Origin of the sequence: Acinetobacter sp. YH12142, assembly GCF_013418435.1 — a bacterium.
Taxonomy (GTDB): Bacteria; Pseudomonadota; Gammaproteobacteria; order Pseudomonadales; family Moraxellaceae; genus Acinetobacter; species Acinetobacter amyesii.
The window spans coordinates 187,085-205,626 of sequence record NZ_VPCB01000008.1 but is presented as its reverse complement, the minus strand read 5'-3'; the positions used below and the strand labels follow the sequence as shown (position 1 = coordinate 205,626).

Genomic DNA, 18,542 nt, shown 5'->3' with positions numbered 1-18,542 from the left:
TTATAAGGATGTAATGTGGATGGATGAGGGTTTATTGACTCAGCGATTGCAGCAAAGTTTACGTTTTTCTAAGCGTATTCAACCTGCGCATGCTGCTGTATTGATTGCGATTACCCAAGAAGATAATCCACGTATTTTATTGACCCGCCGCTCACTCTATATGAATAATCATGCCGGTGAAGTGTCCTTTCCCGGTGGCAAACGTGATGCCCAAGACACCAGTAATATCGTGGTGGCGTTAAGAGAAGCCCAAGAAGAAACCGCTCTAAATCCATTTGATGTGCAGCTTTTGGGTGATTTACCGATGCAAAAAGCACGGAATGGGATGTTGGTTAAACCGATCGTGGGGTTGATCCCGCCTGACGTAAATTTGATACCTCAACCCACTGAAATTGACCGTATTTTTTTTGCATCATTAAGACAGCTTTTAGAAACGCCACCAACGCCGTATGAAGTTCGTTTTGCCCAGCAATCGCTTTATTTTCCCAGTTTAAGAATCGAAAACGAAATCGTATGGGGCTTGACTGCACGGATGCTGATTTCCTTATTTCAATATGGTCTGAATTATCAAAAAGAATGGCCTTTTTTATTAAATTCTCCTTCATTTCATTTGGGCCGTGAGCCATAAACCTTTATTTAGAAAGTCAAAATAGGATGTTTGATCATGTTGTACAAATTTCAAGGATATAGCCCGAAAGCCACGCATCAACCTTGGGATGGTTGGGTTGCAGAAAATGCAACGGTCATTGGCCAAGTTGAATTAGGCCGAGAAGTGAGTGTCTGGTTCGGAGCCGTCATCCGAGGGGATAATAGTCGTATCAAACTGGGTGATTTTACCAATGTACAAGAAAATGCGGTGCTGCATACCGATGCGGGCATTGAAATGATCATTGGTGATTATGTCACGATTGGGCATCAAGCCATGCTACACGGATGTACCGTAGGTGATAATAGTCTGATCGGAATCAATGCCGTGGTTCTAAATCATGCTGTGATTGGTAAAAATTGCATCATTGGTGCAAATGCTTTAATTCCAGAAGGGAAGGTGATTCCGGATAACTCTGTTGTGATGGGGTCACCGGGTAAAGTTGTTAAGACTTTAGATGAACAAGCGGAAGCACGTCTAAAAATGAGTGCCATGCACTATGCCGCTCATTTTAAACATTTTACTCAACTCGAAGTCGCTGAACTTTAGAACGCTATACATGGCAAGCAAAAAAGCCTCGAAGTTTGTCGAGGCTTTTTTATGGCTTAAAGACAGAAAGCGCTGAGTCTGTGGTGGAACATCTCGCGAACTGCGATGGAGTGGAGTATTATATTCAACGTTTTTTAAGATTAAATTTAATTAATTAAGGTTGCGCATGAAATTACTGGCATTGGAAACTGCCAATGAGCAGTGTTCCGTCTCGATTGTAGATGAAACTCAAGAGCTTTATTTTCAACTCGATTTACGGGCAAAAGCGCAGACGCAAACCATTCTCCCAATGATTGAGCAAGGGCTTAATCAAACTGCTATTGAGTTAGCGAATTTAACTGCGATTGCCTTTAGTCGTGGGCCTGGCTCATTTAGTGGTGTCCGTATTAATGCAGCGGTAACACAAGCCTTGGCATGGGCCAATGACGTACCTGTTGTTCCAGTATCGACTTTGCAAGCTTTGGCTCAAGCGGCGCATCGTCTACATGGTTTGACTGAAGTAACAGCAGTCCTTGATGCTCGCATGCAAGAAGTGTATATCGCCAGTTATCAACTCGATGCCAATGGCATTATGCAAGCTGTAGATGAAGAACAACTATTAAGTTACGCAGATGCCACGCCACAGATCAAATTTACCGTCGTGGGTTCTGGTAGCGAGCTCATTCAATCAGAACAAACACAATACAAAGACTTAAGTGCAACAGCACAAGATATTGCTACTATTGCCCGCGAAGCGACGCAAAGAAAAGCATGGGTGAGTGCTGAACATGCATTGCCCGTATATTTACGAGATAACGCCTGGAAGAAAATTTCAGAACAAGGCAAGCCATAATTAGGGTTATATATGGATCTTCTACTGCTGCTCAAAGCGGCAATCATGGGTATTGTTGAAGGTATTACCGAATTTTTACCGATTTCAAGTACAGGGCATTTAATTCTGGCTTCAGAATTAATGAACTTTTGGACCAAAGAAAAAAGTGATGTTTTCGTGATCGCAATTCAAATGGGTGCGATTGCTGCGGTGATTTATGAATACTGGGGCCGCCTGTGGGGCGCAGCAACCGGTATGGTGACGGGTGAAGAAAAAGGTCGCCGTTTAGGTTTTGGCTTAATTCTCGCTTCGATTCCAATCGTGTTGATTGGTTTGACATTTGGTCAGACGGTGAAAGAACTGCTGTTCAATAACATTGCGATTGCTATGGGGTTGATTATTGGTGGTTTGATCATTATTTGGATCGAAAAAAATCCACCGCAGGTGCGTGCCAAAGAAGTAGAAGATTTAACCATTAAAGATGCGATTTGGATTGGTTTAATTCAAGTTTTATCTTTAATTCCAGGGACTTCACGTTCAGGTGCGACCATTATTGGTGCCATGTTCTTAGGTGTTTCTCGTAAAGCAGCCACTGAGTTTTCATTCTTTTTGGGTATTCCTGTTATTGTCGGTGCAGGTTTGCTGGATTTATATCAAAGCTATGATGTATTTCAAGGCACTCAAGATTGGACTGTGATTGCCGTTGGTTTAATCGTTTCGTTTGTCTCGGCATTACTTTTGATTCGTGCGCTTGTTGCTTATGTGGCAAAACGTGATTTCATGATTTTTGCATGGTATCGAATTGTTTCAGGTTTATTGATTTTATTGTTCGCATTTACAGGCTGGAAATTATGGTAAGCGAAATCCGCTTATACACAGAACAAGAGTTTCATGAGAAAGCACAGCAGTATTCTGCTGTGCTTTCTTCACGTGGCGTATCTGTAAATATTGAATTGATTGAAAAATTAAACGCGCGTTTTTTACGTTTAAACCCTGAACTCAGTTTGTGTGTCGATGCAGATGGTTTGTGGTTGGCGGCCAATGGCATGAAGATGCAACCCGATTGGAAAGCAGAAGTTGGGCGTTTAAAGCGAGCATCCTTAAAGTCTGAGATGATTGCACGTGCGTGTAATTTGGCTGAAAAACCACAACTTGTGGATGCAACCGCAGGGCTAGGGCACGACAGTTTATTGATGGCCCATTTGGGTGCCCATGTGACCCTTGTGGAACGTCATCCAATTTTATTTACCCTATTGGAAGACTCACATCAACGTGCGCAGCAAGATGCGTTTTTAAGTTCGGTTGTAGCTCGAATTGAATTGGTCTTTTCAGATTCGGCAGATTATTTGAAACATTTGTCGACGACCAATCAAATCTTTGACGTGGTTTATCTCGATCCGATGTTTCCGCAGCGAGATCAAAACCAGCAAGCCGTCAAAAAGCAAGCTCAGGTCAAAAAACAAATGCAATTATTGCATTTGCTGTTACCTGAAGATGGTGAGATGGATTTAGGTGATAATTTACTGGATTTAGCACAAAAAATTGCTAAACGTGTCGTGGTTAAACGTCCACGATTGGCGGTTTTTTTAGCGAATCAAGAGCCGCAACATCAGTGGCAAGGTGATGCTTGTCGCTTTGATGCATATTTCCAACATGATCTTGTGACTTAAAATGATATTTGCTTCAATATTGTTCAAAGATTTGTTATATAGTTAAAAAATAGCATTGCTAAAAACGACATCAGGCATAAAATTATTTGTGCAATTAAGCGAGCCAAGGCCACCATTAGAACTCTATGATTGATTTCAAACCCTCCATCAATTTTTGGCATGATTTTAAAAGCAACCAAACTGCGGGGATGTGGTTATTTTTTGGGTCTCGTCGTTCTTTACAAATCGTTCGTCCATCGATTTTACAATTGGTGTTTTGGGGGATTTTAGGTGGTTGTGCTAACAGTTTATTTAGTTGGCTGAGCACGGGGCGTATTGGTGAATTTAACGCTCAAGGTCTTATAAGTTATGCATTGTGGCCATTTATTGCTTTAATTGTGGGGATTTTCCTATCACAACGTGTAAATAATCCACGGTTAATGTTGGTCCCTGCATTGCTTTGGTTGGTGCTTGATACGCACATCATGTTGTTTCAATGTTTGATTCAATATTTAGGAGATCTCGATTTTCTCCCATACTTTCTGTATGACTACATTCCAACGTTATTCATTATTCTATTTGTTTGGCAAAGTTTGGCTGTCGTTTGGGTGTTTTCACGTGAGCTGAAATGGCCATGGTGGGAGCGTGCACTGATTATGGGTGCGACGCTATTTACTTTGGTCGTGTGGCAAGTCTCAGTCAAAGATCAGCCGATTTGGAAAGTTGAAGAAGTTCCTCCAAGCTTTGCTGAAGATGCATTTTATGCACAAAGCCGTTTACTCAATAAATCCTTGGATGCAGTGGAATATGGTGAATTTGCCCAATCCCATTGGTACTTCTTAGGGGTGGCAGGTGCGAGTTATCAAGATGTCTTTAAACTGGAAATTGAACGGATTAAAGAACAGTTTGATACACGTTTTGGCACCTATGGGCGTTCGGTTGAGCTTATCAATAACCCCGCAACGCGTACTGAAATTCCGCTGGCATCTAAAACCAGTATGGAGTTGGCGCTGCGTCGTATTGGTCAACAGATGAACCGAGAAAGTGATGTCTTATTTTTATATATGACCTCACATGGTTTACCGAATGTCTTTGAAATGGAAAATGCACCTTTGGATTTGGCGCAAGTCGATCCTAAATGGTTAAAAGAAGCCTTGGATGCATCCGGAATTCGTTGGCGTGTGATTGTCATTTCTTCATGTTATTCAGGAAGTTTTATTCCAGCACTGCAAAATGATAATACTTTAATCATTACTGCATCGGCAGCAGATCGTCAGTCTTTTGGCTGTTCGAATGAAGCTGAATACACCTATTTTGGTCGTGCGTTCTTTGATCAGGCGATGCGTGAGCAGACCAGTATTCAAGCGGCATTTAATGAAACCAAAGCGACTGTAGCGAAATGGGAAGCAGCGCAAGGTTTCGAACCTTCTGAACCGCAGTGGTCGATGGGGAAAAACATGGCATTAATGTTGCCTCAATTAGAACAACGATTGTTCCCGCCGACGACTACTTCACCGGCTACGACGGTTACGCCTTAAAAGATAAAAAAGTTTAGGATAAAGATCATGGAATTAGTACAACGAAATGCCTGTTTCTCGGGTGAGCAGCGTATTTATCAATTGGATTCTTCAAGTTTAAAAACCCCAACAAAGTTTGGTATTTTTCTGCCAGAAACAGCCTTGCAAGGCCAAGCGTGTCCTGCATTATTTTATTTGGCGGGATTAACCTGTACTGAAGAAACCTTTGCTATTAAAGCGCATGCTCAGCGTTTAGCTGCGCAGCTTGGCCTGATTTTAATCAGCCCTGATACTTCTCCACGTGGGGAACAGGTGGCGCAAGGCGATCATTGGGATATTGGGCAGGGTGCGGGCTTTTATATTAATGCAACGGAACAACCTTGGGCCGAGCATTATCAAATGGAACGTTTTATCACTGAGGAATTGTATTCGCTGGTACAGGCAGAATTTCCGGTACAAAAAGGTGCGATTGGCATATTCGGACATAGTATGGGCGGTCATGGTGCATTAACTTTAGCGTTGAAGCATCCTGACCTGTTTAAATCGGTTTCTGCTTTTGCACCGATTTGTGCGCCGAGTCAGTGTCCATGGGGCGAAAAAGCCTTTAATCAATATCTAGGTTCAGACCGTCAGCAGTGGCTTCAGCACGATGCTACAGCTTTAGTGCAAACCAAAGGGGCTTTGTTTAAAGCCATTTTGATTGACCAAGGTATTGATGATCAATTTTATAGCCAGTTAAATCCAGCTTTGTTTAAGAAAGCGTGTGAGCAAGTTGGGCAGCCACTCGAACTGCGTGAACATGCAGGCTATGATCATGGTTATTATTTTATTCAAAGTTTTATGGACGATCATTTGCAATTTCACGCTGTCCAATTGCAAACAGTAGTTCATTAATCTAAAAGCCAGTGGTTAAAATTGTTGAGGCATAGCTTGCTTTAATATACGTATAAATAAAGCATGGTGATGAGCATTGCCATGCAAATGAATAAATTCGACATACCAAAAAAAATAATTTAGGGTACTTATGCAAAATTCACAAATGGAAACGCCGCTTCCGCCAGAGCTGCCCGTGATGAATTCACCGAGTCTATTTGGTGAGACAGAACAGGCTGATGTTTTGGGACGAAATTATCATTTTAGGTTTAAAGGTAATGCGTCTGAATATTTCGGTATTTGGATTGTGAATATCTTACTGACGATTGTCACGCTTGGACTTTATGCGCCTTGGGCAAAGGTCCGCCGTTTACGTTATTTTTATGGTAATACTTGGGTATTTCAGCGTCGTTTTGACTTTACAGGTTTGCCTACAAAAATTTTAGTCGGACGAATCATTGCGTTAGTGGTCTATGGCGGTTTCTCTTTTGCTGCAAAATATTCTTGGGAAGCTTTCTTAGCGGGCTTTGTCCTGATCTTTTTCGCGGTTCCTTGGCTTATTCGATCTACGATTCGTTTCCGTGCCCGTAACAGTAAGTTCAGTAATAGCCGATTCTTTTTTTCTGGGACGAATAAAAGCGCGTATTGGTGCTTTGTCAAATGTCTTGCGGTCATTGTCTTTACACTTGGGTTGTTTACGCCAGTTGCGGTCTGGTTATATAAACGTGAATGTCTGAATCATTTGTATCTGGGTCAGTTGAAATTTAATCTGAATAATACTTGGGGCGATTATATGCGTGCCATGTATGTGCCTTTATTTCTGTTTATGGGCTTTGGTGCATTGCTGGCAGTGATCTTTGCGATACTGTTTGGTAGTTCAGATGGTTTAAATGACGCATCTTATGTTTTCATCATTTTTGGGATGTATTTGATTGGCTACATGTTCATTTGGCCACTCACGGCTGCACGTATTTTTATTACCACTTGGAATAACACCACGTTGAGCCGCAGTCAGTTTCATACGGACTGTAATCAATGGCGCTATGCATGGATTGTCTTGAGCAATTGGTTGGCTAAAGTGATTAGCCTCGGTTTACTGACACCATGGGCAGTTGTACGACTATATAAATATCAGACTGAATCTTTGCATTTAATGTTGGTCGATGATCCTGACCAATTACACAATCAAATGCAGCAAGATCACAATGCGATTGCTGAAGAATTATCCGATATTTTTGACCTAGATATTTCCTTATAACGCAGGTGAATTACATGAAAACATCAGTAGTGAATGCAACCTATTATGATGGGAAAGTGTCAAAACCCTTTGTTGCTCAAATCAGCGCAGATGGGGAACATGCTGTGATTGTGCGTTATGGTCAAGACCTAGAACAAACGCAGCATTACACCTATCAAGATATGACGCTGATCGGTGCTTTAGGTGATATTCAGCCGGTGATCGAGTTAAAGGACGATGCTCGTTTAGAGTTTCATCAGCCTTTGCCAGAGTGGTTCAATCTCGACGTAAAGTCGCGTTTGCATTCGATTTGGAAGTTAGAGCGTTCACCTTCTCTAATCATTTTTAGTGTGATTTTCGTGGTGGCGTTTGCTTTTGTATTGATTAAATGGGGCATACCTGCGGCGTCGCATGTGGTGGCTAATCAACTGCCTGAGACAGCTTTAAAGAGTTGGGGCGATCAGGCTGAAAAATATATTATTGATATGACTGAACCCACAAAATTGCCACAAGCACGCCAAGATAAGTTGAAGCAAGAATATCAACAATTGGTGGCTGAAAATCGTCCTGCGAAGTTGTTATTCCGCGGTGGTGGCAGCATCGGTGCAAATGCATTGGCGATACCCAATAACACCATTATCGTGACAGATGAGTTGGTTAAATTAGCGAAAAATGATTATGAGTTAATTGGTGTACTTGCACATGAGCAGGGGCATTTAGTTCAACGCCATAGTTTGCAGCAAAGTTTGTCAGGTTTAGGCATCAGTATTATTTTGTTGATGATTACAGGAGATGGCTCTGACATTCTTACCAGTTTGCCGGTGGCTGCGGTGGGTGCGAGTTACTCTCGAGATTTTGAATCTGAAGCAGATTTATATGCCCTAAAACAACTTTCAAAACATCAAATTCCAACGGCACATTTTGCAAACTTCTTACAACGTATGGAAGATGAAGCTGATGGTGAAACAGCAAAAGAGAAAGGTACAAGGGATGAAACTGCCAAAGATCAGAGATCTTGGACAGACTTCTTTGAGTCACATCCAGCGACGAAAGCTCGTATTGATGCAGTTAGAAATTATCAATCACATCAGCATTGAGTGAAAGGCTTTGACAATATGGCGACGTAGACTACGGTTCGCGTTGCCATGTTGCACTGAGTTCTTCTTGTCCCATGCGGATTAAATGATCTAAAACCACATGTTCCAATTGATCTAGATTTGCACTTGGATCTTGGGCTGAAATTACTACATCTAAAAATGCAGCTTGTGGTAGAAGGCTGACCTCTGCAGAGGGTAGTTGAATCTTGAATGCAGTATTTTCTCCAATGAGCTGTTCATTGACTTCAAATTTATGTTTCCAATGATTGACTAGGCGTTTAGCAACACGCGCTGCTTGGGCGGTGGTGATGTGTGTTGAACTTTTCATAGATGCAATTTTATTATTAAGCCGTCAGTCCTTTAACTTAGCAAAGTACATAGATGCTCGTTAAGTCTAAATATGCAACGCTGTGTTTCTATCCCTGAGATCTTTATCCATATTAATCACTGATGTTACGCACGCAAAAAATAATTTTGCATTTTTAAAATGATATTTAAGTCAATTCGACGGAGTCTTACATCTAGGGCTTAAATAAAGGGATTAGCCTTCGGCTGGAGGTACTCTTACGAAACGATGTTTCTCATTAGGCAAAATGAGAAGCGAAGCTTCGCAAGGAAACCATCTTGCAGAGCAATGCTCCTCACCGCAAAACTCGCTTTCTAGCGTCTATTTAATTAAAGTATTGCAAAAACATTTTTGATTAGTCGTGCTGTCTCAAACAATTGCGGATGACGTTACCGCGTATCGTTCTTTTATTTGAATCAAATTTCGGTTCTGATATTACTGCGTAACATCAGTTAATCCTAGGTTTTTTTATTATAGAGATCTCAATCATCAGTATCGAAAAAACGACTGAGGGCGTGGGCAGCGAATAGGGGGACAATTTGTTATAATGCGTCAATCACTCCCTTTTCAAAGCTAGGTTTTTCATGTCCAAGCCATTCTTAATCGCACCTTCAATTTTGTCAGCAGACTTTGCGCGCTTAGGTGAAGAAGTTGAAAATGTTCTAGAAGCAGGTGCAGATGTTGTTCATTTCGATGTCATGGATAATCATTATGTACCGAACTTAACTTTTGGTGCGGGCGTTTGTAAGGCATTGAAAAAATACGGCATTAAAGCGCCAATTGATGTGCATCTAATGGTTTCACCGGTAGACCGTATGATTGGTGATTTCTTAGAAGCTGGCGCAGATATCATCACTTTCCACCCAGAAGCGACTGACCACATTGACCGCTCTTTACAGTTAATCAAATCTGGTGGTGCGCAAGCAGGCTTGGTGTTTAACCCTGCGACACCTTTGCATTATTTAGACTACGTTTTAGATAAAGTTGACCAAGTCTTGTTGATGAGTGTGAACCCAGGTTTTGGCGGTCAAAAGTTCATTCCAATGACTTTAGAAAAGCTGCGTCAAGCACGAAAAATTATTGATGCTTCAGGCCGTGATATTCGCTTAGAAGTGGATGGTGGTGTTACCCCAGCCAATATCCGTGACATTGCTGAAGCAGGTGCAGATATGTTCGTTGCAGGTTCAGCGATTTTTGGTAAGCCTGATTATAAAGCTGTGATTGATGACATGCGTTCTGAATTGGCAAAAGTGCATGCTCAAGAGGCTTAAGCCTTTGGGTATAAGTTATTCATGGCTTGTGGATAACTTTATGGATAACCGTATGGATATCTGTGTAGATAAGTATATGGATAACTTGAATAAATTATAAACGATTGTGCATCAATGGTTTAATAATTAGACGTATTAAGTATAAAAAGGACTCAATTGAGTCCTTTTTATATGGGTCAAAGTATTTGAAATATTGTGTATTTATTAATCTGTGGTAAATAATTAATCAGTTTAAAAAATAACTTTTATGTTTTAACTGGACGATATACGCTGATTTTTATGACAGCGCAATAAATTTAAAACTGTTGTGAATAACTGCACAATTAATTATGCTGTTAGCAACTATTGAGATAAGCTGCGACTGGCAAAACACATCATCGATCGCACTGGATAATGCTTTTAGATATTTCTGAATGTATTTTTCATGATGGATAAATCGGTCCAGCTGCATGTCATGTTGATACGAATGTCATGTAATTGCATTTGAATCGTAAATAACTTCATCATGGTGTTTCATGCAGATTTCGGCTGAGCCGATCGCGTGATGTTTTTAAAGATGTGTTAATAGGGACATGTTGTCACAGTGCATCATTGGGTTGAATTAGGGTACTAAATTGTTCAATTTTTTGCGTAAGCATCTTGGCTTTGTTTGGCTCATGGCGTTCGTCATGGGGTGGAGCAGTGTGGTCAGTGCACAGCAAAATTTTCAACATCAACAAATGATGAACGCAAATGCCCATCAGGCATCATTTCATGCAGCACATACTGATCCTTCACATTTAACTATGGCAAATTGCCATCAAAATCAGCGGCAAGCTGTTCCTGAGCATGCAGCACATCATGGCAAGCAAGCAACACCTGACGTCATTTCAATGATGGACTGTCATCAATCTTTAGATGCGACATCTGCACTGCAAGATGGTCAGGTGCATCATTCAACAACACAAAGTACAGACTGTCAGGACTGTACACTCGCACATTGCCAAATCAGTACCTCTTATGTCGATAGCGCCTTGGTCGCATTGCAGACCTTCCATGTGCATCACTATGCAGAACCTCCTCGTTTCATTTTTGCTGGACAGCATTTAAAAGGCTTTTGGCAAGAAATTCTAAGACCTCCGCAAGCTTAACCTGAGTATTAAATACGTTTTTTCGTTATTTTATAAAGGTTAAGTCATGTCTAATTTATCTAAATCATGCCTCGTGCTCGGGGTGTGTCTGCTGTCTCCAACGTGGGCGTTTGCAGCCATTAAAGAATATCATCTGAATATTGATGAAAAGACCATCAATTTGACTGGTAAAGCGGTCAAGAAAATCAGCGTCAATGGTCAGTTTCCAGCACCTTTACTGGAGTTTGAAGAAGGCGATGATGCGGTCATCCATGTACATAATCAGCTCAAAAAACAAAATACCTCGGTGCATTGGCATGGTCTATTGCTGCCCGGCTTAATGGATGGTGTACCCGGCTTTAATGGTTTCAATGAAATACAGCCTGATGGTAGCTTTACTTATAAATTTAAAGTCCGTCAAAGCGGAACCTATTGGTATCACGCGCATTCCAAAGGTCAAGAACAAGACGGATTGTATGGCGCTTTGGTAATTTATCCGAAAGGTAAACAAGCACTTGCCGCACATGAACAGACACAACGTGATTATGTGGTCATGCTGTCGGATTTTCATGAATCATCTAGCGCTCAGATTATGGCAAATCTGAAAAAGTCTGCCGAATACTATCAAAATCAGCGTGAAACAGTTTCAGATGTATGGACACAAATTCAACGAACAGGTTTAAAAAACACTTGGAAAGATCGTTCGATGTGGAATCAGATGCGAATGCTGAAAACGGATTTGTCTGATGTCACGGGTTATACGTTTTTAGTGAATGGCAAAACACCACAGCAGAACTGGACGGGGATGTTTAAGCCCAATGAAAAAGTCAGACTTCGTTTTGTAAATGCTGCGGCCATGTCGTTTTTTGATGTGCGTATTCCTCAGCTCAAAATGACGGTGGTCAGTGCAGACGGCCAAGCGGTCAAGCCGGTCGCTGTGGATGAATTCCGAATTGGTGCTGCGGAAACCTACGATGTGATCGTAGAGCCTAAATCTGCGCACTATCAGATTGAAGCTGAATCGATTGATCGGACAGGATTTGCGATAGGCACTTTACATGATGAAACGCAGCCTCAGCACTCAGGCATTCACATGCCAAAAGCTCGACCACGCGCTTTGTTGACCATGGAAGATATGGGGCATGGTTCAATGGCAGGTATGGATCATAGCAATATGGAGCATACGGCTACAGGTTCAACCCAAACTTCAGCAATCCAGCAAGCGAATGCTCATGAGTACAGCGCGCATACTGTCAATCCATCAAAGATTCAGACGAATCAAGCACATGACCATGCCGCTATGGGACATGACATGGACCATTCTCCAGTGACTGCGCATACTACTATGCAGCATCCAGATATGCATAAACAGAATATGTCTGATTCAGCGCATGCCAATATGGATCATAGTATGATGGATCATTCATCTATGAACCACTCCTCAATAAACTCATCCATGAAACATGATATGCATACAGCGATGGAGCATGCACAGTCTAAAGAGGAGAAGCAGGCAGTTGAAAATTCAGCAACGGTTATGGGTTGGGCCAATGCATCAACACCTATGGGTGATAAGGCACTGCAATATAGTGATCTAAAAGCGTTAACCCCGCAGCCTGATACACGTGAACCGACGCAAGATTTGGTCATTCATTTGGGAGGAACGATGGAACGCTATATGTGGACCATGAATGGCAAAAAATTCAGTGAAGCTGAACCACTAAAGGTGAAATATGGTGAGCGAATTCGACTGAAATTTGTCAATGACAGCATGATGGCGCATCCGATGCATTTACATGGCATGTTCATGCAATTGGAAAATGGGCAAGTGTCTTCTGAAATGCCAAATAAACATACGGTGATTGTGCCGCCGGGGAAAACAGTGACGGCTCTGTTAACGGCCAATGAATTAGGGGAATGGGCGATTCATTGTCACTTGCTGTATCACATGTCTGCAGGGATGATGAATAAACTTGTGGTCGCAAATGTCGCAGAGAATACGAAAACGGCATCTGTACCGCAAAAGGAGGTGTCTCATGCGCATCATTAAACCATGCACATATACAGTACTGGGTTTAGCTTTGGCATCTGTCACTCAAATGACCATGGCGCAAGATGCACATCACAGCATGCTGATGTCAGCTCAACATGAGTCGCATTCCTCACATGATTCGTCGCATCAAGAGATACAAACAGCGATTGAATCGAGCCAGATAGAGCATACTGCAGAACATGCAGAACATGCAGAACATGCAGAACATGCAGAACATGCAGAACATGCAGAACATGCAGAACATGCAGAACATGCAGAACATGCAGAACATGCAGAACATGCAGAACATGCAGAACATGCAAATGCATCATCTATTGCGTCACGTGCTGCTTCTGCGCAGCATCCTGTTGATCATAAGCGTGAACATGGTGGACAGATTTATCAAGCGACTGAGATCGACAGTCGATGGCTCAATAATGCCGATGGTCGTGGAAGTTTAAAGACTGAAATTGAGAGTCGAATCGGGACCGATGAAAATAAGCTCTTCATCAAACTACATGCCGATAAAGCAGAATCTCAAGACGCTGATTATGCGGCTCAAGTGATGTATAGCCGTATGATCTCCGACTTTTGGGATGCGCAAATTGGTGCGCGTTATCGGGTCGATGAACATCAAGTGACGGACAAAGAACAGTTAGATGCTGTGGTGGGTTTGCATGGTCTGGCACCGTATTTCTTTGAAACCGATGCTTATTTATATCTTGGTGCAGATAAACAGGTCAGTTTTTCTTTAGAAACCGAACGTGATTTGCTGCTGACGCAAAAATTGATTTTAAAGCCGTATCTGAACCTAGATGTGGTGCTGAGTGATGATTCTGCCTATGCACAAAAAACAGGACTCAGTTCTGTATGGTTAGGGCTAGAAACACGCTATGAAATCAATAAAAAGTTGATGCCATTTATTGATGTTGCTTACAGCTATGAAAAAGGAAATCAGCATTCGGCACGGCAAGCTGAAACTGGAAGTGAAAAGCAATGGTGGTATGGCGCAGGACTTCGTCTGAAGTTCTAATCGGCGAATAGACCAAATAAAGAGGGCATCATCAACTGGTTTTGGTGGTGCCTTTTTTATCTCTGAATCTGTCCTTTGAAAAGATATGCTATGTTTTGGCGCAATTCATCTGCACAAGTTTTTTCCTTAACTGAATAACGCCCTGAATTTGGTCAAAAAATGTAAAGACTGCACTAAAATTCAGCATATTTGCTATACTGAGACAATATTCGGAGGAACGACCTCCCTTACATCTTTGTTCGAAGCCAGTAAGAAAAATCGTCAGGACGACCTGACTCTACTAATATGGAGGAAGGCATCATGGCCTGGGTTGTTCTAGTATTCGCTGGTATTTTTGAAATCGTTTGGGCCTATTCGATGAAGCTCTCAGAAGGCTTTACAAAACTTGGCCCAAGTTTAGTTACTTTATTTTTTATGATCCTGAGCTTTGGTTTATTGGCCTATGCCATGAAAACGTTGCCTCTGGGAACAGCTTATACCATTTGGACAGGAATCGGCGCGATTGGCTCATTCCTCGTGGGTATTTTTATACTCGGTGAGCCTGCAACTGCCATGCGGATGTTAGCCGCAGTACTGATCATTTCGGGTCTAATCTTGATGAAATTATATTCAAGTTAATATGTTCTAAAGCACAGCGGTCATTGATCCCTGTGCTTTTTTTATGGGTAAAAATATGGCTTGGGTTTTATTAATTGTAGCGGGATTACTTGAGGTGGTTTGGGCCTATTGTATGAAAGTCTCTGAAGGCTTTAGCAAACTGACGCCAAGTATTTTGACCATTATTTTCATGATCGCAAGTTTTGCTTTATTGTCTTATGCAATGAAATCCTTACCGCTGGGTACAGCCTATACAGTGTGGACAGGCATTGGTGCAGTGGGTTCATTTATCCTCGGCATCGTTGTATTGGGTGAGCCTGCAAATGCCATGCGCATGCTAGCTGCGGTACTGATTATTTCAGGACTGGTCTTGATGAAATTATCGTCCTCCTGAATAATGAAGTGCTGCGATTTTGAGCTTGGAGTATCTCATGCAACTTTCTTATCAGTTTTTAGATTCACCCGTTGGACAATTAAAACTTGTTGCACATGAAACCGCATTGGTGGCTGTCCTTTGGGAAAATGAAAATCCAAATCGTGTGCGATTGGCGGCTTTGGTTGAAGATCTACAACACCCAATTTTGCTCAAAACCGCACAGCAATTAAATGAATATTTTGCGGGTAAAAGACAGCAATTTGACTTGCCGCTAGACTTTGAAGGTACCGCATTTCAGCAACAAGTTTGGCAAGCTTTATTGACGATTCCTTTTGGAGAAACTCGCAGTTATAAACAAATTGCAGCGCAGATCGGCAATGTCAAAGCCGTACGTGCTGTCGGTGCAGCCAATGGTAAAAATCCAATTTCAATTATTGCACCCTGTCATCGTGTCGTGGGCGCAAATGGAAAATTAGTGGGTTTTGCTGGTGGTCTAGAAAAGAAAGAAATATTGTTAAAAATTGAGAAATTACAATAAAATAGAAAATATACTTATTTAAAATAATGAATCAAATCGATGAATATTTCTCAATTTTTTGCACCCCTCATTTCGACGTTGTGGTGGTTAATTCCATTGTTACTGATTGTGGGGGCAATCAAAGCATTTAAACCTTATTTAAAGGGGAAAATGGGGGAGTTTGCTGTCGCTGTTCATGTCAAACTTTATTTGAAAGACCATTATATATTGTTAAATGATTTGACCTTACCAGATGGTGAAGGAGCTACGACTCAAATTGATCATCTTCTGTTAAGCCCATTTGGTGTGTTTGTGATTGAAACTAAAAACTATAAGGGCTGGATTTTTGGGGGCGAGAGACAAAAACAATGGACGCAAAAGATTTATAAAAAAAGTTTCAAATTTCAAAATCCGATTCACCAAAATTATAAACATATGAAAGTGTTAGAGCAGGTGCTGAGCGATATTGTGGATAAAGACAATATGCATTCTGTGATTGTTTTTATGCCTGAAGCGGTGTTTAAAACAGAGATGCCGTCGAATGTTTTTCGGGGTACAGCTTGGGTGGACTATGTTCAAACTTTTCAGCAACCCGTGATCTCTGAAATGAAACTTAAACGAATACAGTTACGTTTAGAAAAAGAAATTTTAGAAAAGTCGTGGAAAACAAATCGACAGCACATTGAGGATTTAAATCAACGGCATAATTCATAAACTTCCTGTATGCTGTGGATTGTGAACAGTATCTGACTGATAAAAATAGACGGACAATAACAATGAACGACACGCTGCAACATCTTTATGAATCGACTTTAGATCATCCTGAGCAATACCAAGACTTTTATCAGCAACTTTTAGCCAGCCAAGTGTATTGTCTGGGTGAGCGTGATGCTGAGCAGCATCTGCATTTTCAATTGATGGAAACGGAGCAGGGCGAGCAAGCCATTCCATTCTTTCTGAGTCTTGCGATGCTTCAACAGGATGTTGGCGCAGACGCAGAATTTGTCATGATCAGTGCTGAAAAATTGTTTGCCATTACCAAAGGCGCAAGCTTGGTGATGAACCCGACTTCGGAACATCCGAAAGAGTTTTTGGCAGATGAGATCGATGCAATTTTAGAGTTTGCCACACAACAAAGCCTTTGAACACTGTAGGTGTAATCAAAGGCTCTGCGGCTACGCTTAGATAGCTGTTTTCACACTTTTTCGTTTTCATATTGGGCGATGTGCTTTAAAACTTACATACCGGCTTTGAGTTTTTGCACGATTTCATCAAGTGGTTTGACACGTTTTACTTCATCCCAAAGGACTTTGGCTTCTGGATAGTGCTTCGACATCATGCCGAGCCATTGTTTATAACGACCGACCATATTCATTTCTTTTTTATACGAGCCATTTAAGAAACGAATTTGTAATCCAAGTAGTTCATGCCATGTAATCAGCGGTTCATCGGTATTACGACGGATACACTGTGTAATGTCAGGAGTGGTCACCGCAGCACGACCAATCATTAGGTCTTCACAACCTGATTCGAGTTGGCACTGTTTGGCATCGGCATTATTCCAAATTTCACCGTTGGCAATCACATTGATTTTCAATGCTTCACGAATGGGTTGCAACTGATCCCAAAAGGCAGGCGGGGTATAACCATCGGCTTTGGTTCGCGCATGGACTGTAACCCATGCAGCTCCGGCATCTTCGATGGCATGCGCATTTTCCATTGTGAAGTTACGGTCCATATAACCCAAACGCATTTTTGCTGATACAGGAATATGACTCGGAACGGCGTCACGCACAGCTTTGACTAGCTCATACACCACTTCAGGTTCATCTAGCAGAACTGAACCACCACGGTGGCGGTTGACGGTTTTTGCAGGGCAACCAAAGTTCATATCAATCGCAGGTGCACCAAGTTCTACTGCGCGTACAGCATTTGCCGCGAGCATGGTCGGATTGTTACCTAAGAACTGCACATGAACCGGTGTTCCTGCTGCAGTTTTGCCGTCATTGTTCAGTTCGGGACAATAACTATGATAAATATGGTCGGGCAGGACAGAGTCCGTGACACGGATAAACTCGGTTACACACCAGTCAAAACTCCCAACATGCGTCAACACATCTCGCATAATTGGGTCGGTTAAGCCTTCCATCGGCGCAAGAACAAGTTTCACGGTCACACAGCCAAAAATTGAAAAACGGAGTTATACGTGGTTTTGAAAGGGATGTCTAGGTTTTGTGCTTCTGGTGATGCGGAATACGAAATCACAAGATTTTATGTAATTATTTGGTGAAATTAGGACCAAAGTCGTAAAGTCTTGACTGACATAAAACTTAAACAATAAAATGAGTAAATACAGATGGATAGTAATAATAAGAAGATGGCTTTTACTGTTGTTTTTTAATGGAATCAACAACATATACTGTGCTTGAATCTTTTAAGATTTCATGTATGATGGCTGCAACTAGAAAAAAAGTATTGTTTCGTAAATTTTCTTTAAGTATCGCAGTGTTAGTCATAATCCTTCGTTTTTTACAGAAATGAAGTTCAATTCTTTATTATTTTCCAAGTTATAGTCAGTCATCATCCAATGGCTAAATCAACAAATTAATAGGTATTATTATGTCTAATACAGTTACTGGTACAGTTAAATGGTTCAACGAAACTAAAGGTTTCGGTTTTATTGCACAAGACAACGGTCCTGACGTTTTTGCTCACTTCAGCGAAATCACTGGTTCTGGCTTCAAAACTTTGCAAGAAGGCCAAAAGGTTTCTTTCAGCATCGCTCAAGGTCAAAAAGGCCCGAATGCTGTAAACATCGTTGCTCTATAATTTAGACGTAATGAAAAAAAAGCGCTGTATAGCGCTTTTTTTATGCCTGTTAT

General features: G+C 41.5%; 21 protein-coding genes. 19 read left to right on the top strand and 2 right to left on the bottom strand.

The genetic code is table 11. From position 1 onward, the window contains the following. The first annotated feature begins 19 nt into the window (after positions 1–19). The 9 genes from FTU77_RS08955 (at position 20) to FTU77_RS08915 (ending at position 8,379) form a co-directional block, all read left to right on the top strand. Positions 20–628, top strand: a complete 609-nt coding sequence (locus FTU77_RS08955) for a CoA pyrophosphatase (RefSeq protein WP_078192365.1) — start codon at positions 20–22, stop codon at positions 626–628. A gap of 36 nt (positions 629–664) precedes the next feature. Next, positions 665–1,195, top strand: coding sequence for a gamma carbonic anhydrase family protein (locus tag FTU77_RS08950; RefSeq protein WP_078192364.1), 531 nt, complete (start codon positions 665–667; stop codon positions 1,193–1,195). A 166-nt stretch (positions 1,196–1,361) separates the two neighbouring features. Next, positions 1,362–2,027, top strand: a complete 666-nt coding sequence (tsaB, locus tag FTU77_RS08945) for a tRNA (adenosine(37)-N6)-threonylcarbamoyltransferase complex dimerization subunit type 1 TsaB (protein ID WP_180055589.1) — start codon at positions 1,362–1,364, stop codon at positions 2,025–2,027. Between the two features lie 12 nt (positions 2,028–2,039). Next, positions 2,040–2,864, top strand: a complete 825-nt coding sequence (locus FTU77_RS08940) for an undecaprenyl-diphosphate phosphatase (RefSeq protein ID WP_180008558.1) — start codon at positions 2,040–2,042, stop codon at positions 2,862–2,864. Then, positions 2,858–3,676: a class I SAM-dependent methyltransferase gene (locus tag FTU77_RS08935; protein ID WP_218947269.1), complete on the top strand. Its 819-nt coding sequence runs from the start codon at positions 2,858–2,860 to the stop codon at positions 3,674–3,676. The genes FTU77_RS08940 and FTU77_RS08935 overlap by 7 nt, the downstream gene beginning before the upstream one ends. Positions 3,677–3,801: 125 nt before the next feature. Next, a complete protein-coding gene (locus tag FTU77_RS08930; RefSeq protein ID WP_180055588.1) occupies positions 3,802–5,193 on the top strand; it encodes a C13 family peptidase in 1,392 nt (463 codons plus the stop codon). A gap of 27 nt (positions 5,194–5,220) precedes the next feature. Then, positions 5,221–6,066, top strand: coding sequence for an S-formylglutathione hydrolase (fghA, locus tag FTU77_RS08925; RefSeq protein WP_180055587.1), 846 nt, complete (start codon positions 5,221–5,223; stop codon positions 6,064–6,066). A 130-nt stretch (positions 6,067–6,196) separates the two neighbouring features. Further along, a complete protein-coding gene (locus tag FTU77_RS08920; protein ID WP_180055586.1) occupies positions 6,197–7,303 on the top strand; it encodes a YjgN family protein in 1,107 nt (368 codons plus the stop codon). A gap of 14 nt (positions 7,304–7,317) precedes the next feature. Then, the gene (locus FTU77_RS08915) at positions 7,318–8,379 is read left to right on the top strand and encodes a M48 family metallopeptidase (RefSeq protein WP_180055585.1); all 1,062 of its coding nucleotides are present in this window, start codon (positions 7,318–7,320) and stop codon (positions 8,377–8,379) included. A 31-nt stretch (positions 8,380–8,410) separates the two neighbouring features. Here FTU77_RS08915 and FTU77_RS08910 read toward each other — a convergent pair whose 3' ends face one another. Further along, entirely contained in the window at positions 8,411–8,707 is a 297-nt protein-coding gene (locus FTU77_RS08910) for a DUF2218 domain-containing protein (protein ID WP_180055584.1), read from the bottom strand. A gap of 602 nt (positions 8,708–9,309) precedes the next feature. Here FTU77_RS08910 and rpe point away from each other — a divergent pair. The 9 genes from rpe (at position 9,310) to FTU77_RS08865 (ending at position 16,805) form a co-directional block, all read left to right on the top strand. Beyond that, complete coding sequence (rpe, locus tag FTU77_RS08905; RefSeq protein WP_078192356.1) at positions 9,310–9,996, top strand: ribulose-phosphate 3-epimerase; 687 nt, start codon at positions 9,310–9,312, stop codon at positions 9,994–9,996. A gap of 668 nt (positions 9,997–10,664) precedes the next feature. Then, the gene (locus tag FTU77_RS08900; RefSeq protein WP_180055583.1) at positions 10,665–11,126 is read left to right on the top strand and encodes a hypothetical protein; all 462 of its coding nucleotides are present in this window, start codon (positions 10,665–10,667) and stop codon (positions 11,124–11,126) included. A 46-nt stretch (positions 11,127–11,172) separates the two neighbouring features. Then, a complete protein-coding gene (locus tag FTU77_RS08895; RefSeq protein WP_180055582.1) occupies positions 11,173–13,155 on the top strand; it encodes a multicopper oxidase domain-containing protein in 1,983 nt (660 codons plus the stop codon). Continuing rightward, positions 13,142–14,170, top strand: coding sequence for a copper resistance protein B (locus tag FTU77_RS08890; RefSeq protein ID WP_180055581.1), 1,029 nt, complete (start codon positions 13,142–13,144; stop codon positions 14,168–14,170). Before FTU77_RS08895 ends, FTU77_RS08890 begins: the two co-directional genes overlap by 14 nt. Positions 14,171–14,470: 300 nt before the next feature. Beyond that, complete coding sequence (locus tag FTU77_RS08885; protein ID WP_180055580.1) at positions 14,471–14,788, top strand: multidrug efflux SMR transporter; 318 nt, start codon at positions 14,471–14,473, stop codon at positions 14,786–14,788. A gap of 55 nt (positions 14,789–14,843) precedes the next feature. Then, positions 14,844–15,161 carry a quaternary ammonium compound efflux SMR transporter SugE gene (gene sugE, locus FTU77_RS08880; RefSeq protein WP_111884830.1) on the top strand — a complete coding sequence of 106 codons (318 nt, stop codon included), beginning with the start codon at positions 14,844–14,846 and terminating at the stop codon, positions 15,159–15,161. A 37-nt stretch (positions 15,162–15,198) separates the two neighbouring features. Beyond that, positions 15,199–15,681, top strand: coding sequence for a methylated-DNA--[protein]-cysteine S-methyltransferase (locus FTU77_RS08875; RefSeq protein ID WP_180055579.1), 483 nt, complete (start codon positions 15,199–15,201; stop codon positions 15,679–15,681). Positions 15,682–15,720: 39 nt separating this feature from the next. Further along, on the top strand, positions 15,721–16,374 hold the full coding sequence (locus FTU77_RS08870; protein ID WP_180055578.1) for a nuclease-related domain-containing protein: 654 nt from the start codon (positions 15,721–15,723) through the stop codon (positions 16,372–16,374). A gap of 62 nt (positions 16,375–16,436) precedes the next feature. Beyond that, positions 16,437–16,805: an SseB family protein gene (locus tag FTU77_RS08865; RefSeq protein WP_180055577.1), complete on the top strand. Its 369-nt coding sequence runs from the start codon at positions 16,437–16,439 to the stop codon at positions 16,803–16,805. A 92-nt stretch (positions 16,806–16,897) separates the two neighbouring features. Here FTU77_RS08865 and FTU77_RS08860 read toward each other — a convergent pair whose 3' ends face one another. Continuing rightward, positions 16,898–17,830: a tRNA-dihydrouridine synthase gene (locus FTU77_RS08860; protein WP_180055576.1), complete on the bottom strand. Its 933-nt coding sequence runs from the start codon at positions 17,828–17,830 to the stop codon at positions 16,898–16,900. 449 nt (positions 17,831–18,279) lie between these two features. On the opposite strand from FTU77_RS08860, the gene FTU77_RS08855 reads away from it, so the two are divergent. Continuing rightward, on the top strand, positions 18,280–18,489 hold the full coding sequence (locus tag FTU77_RS08855; RefSeq protein ID WP_067761877.1) for a cold-shock protein: 210 nt from the start codon (positions 18,280–18,282) through the stop codon (positions 18,487–18,489). Positions 18,490–18,542: the final 53 nt, after the last annotated feature.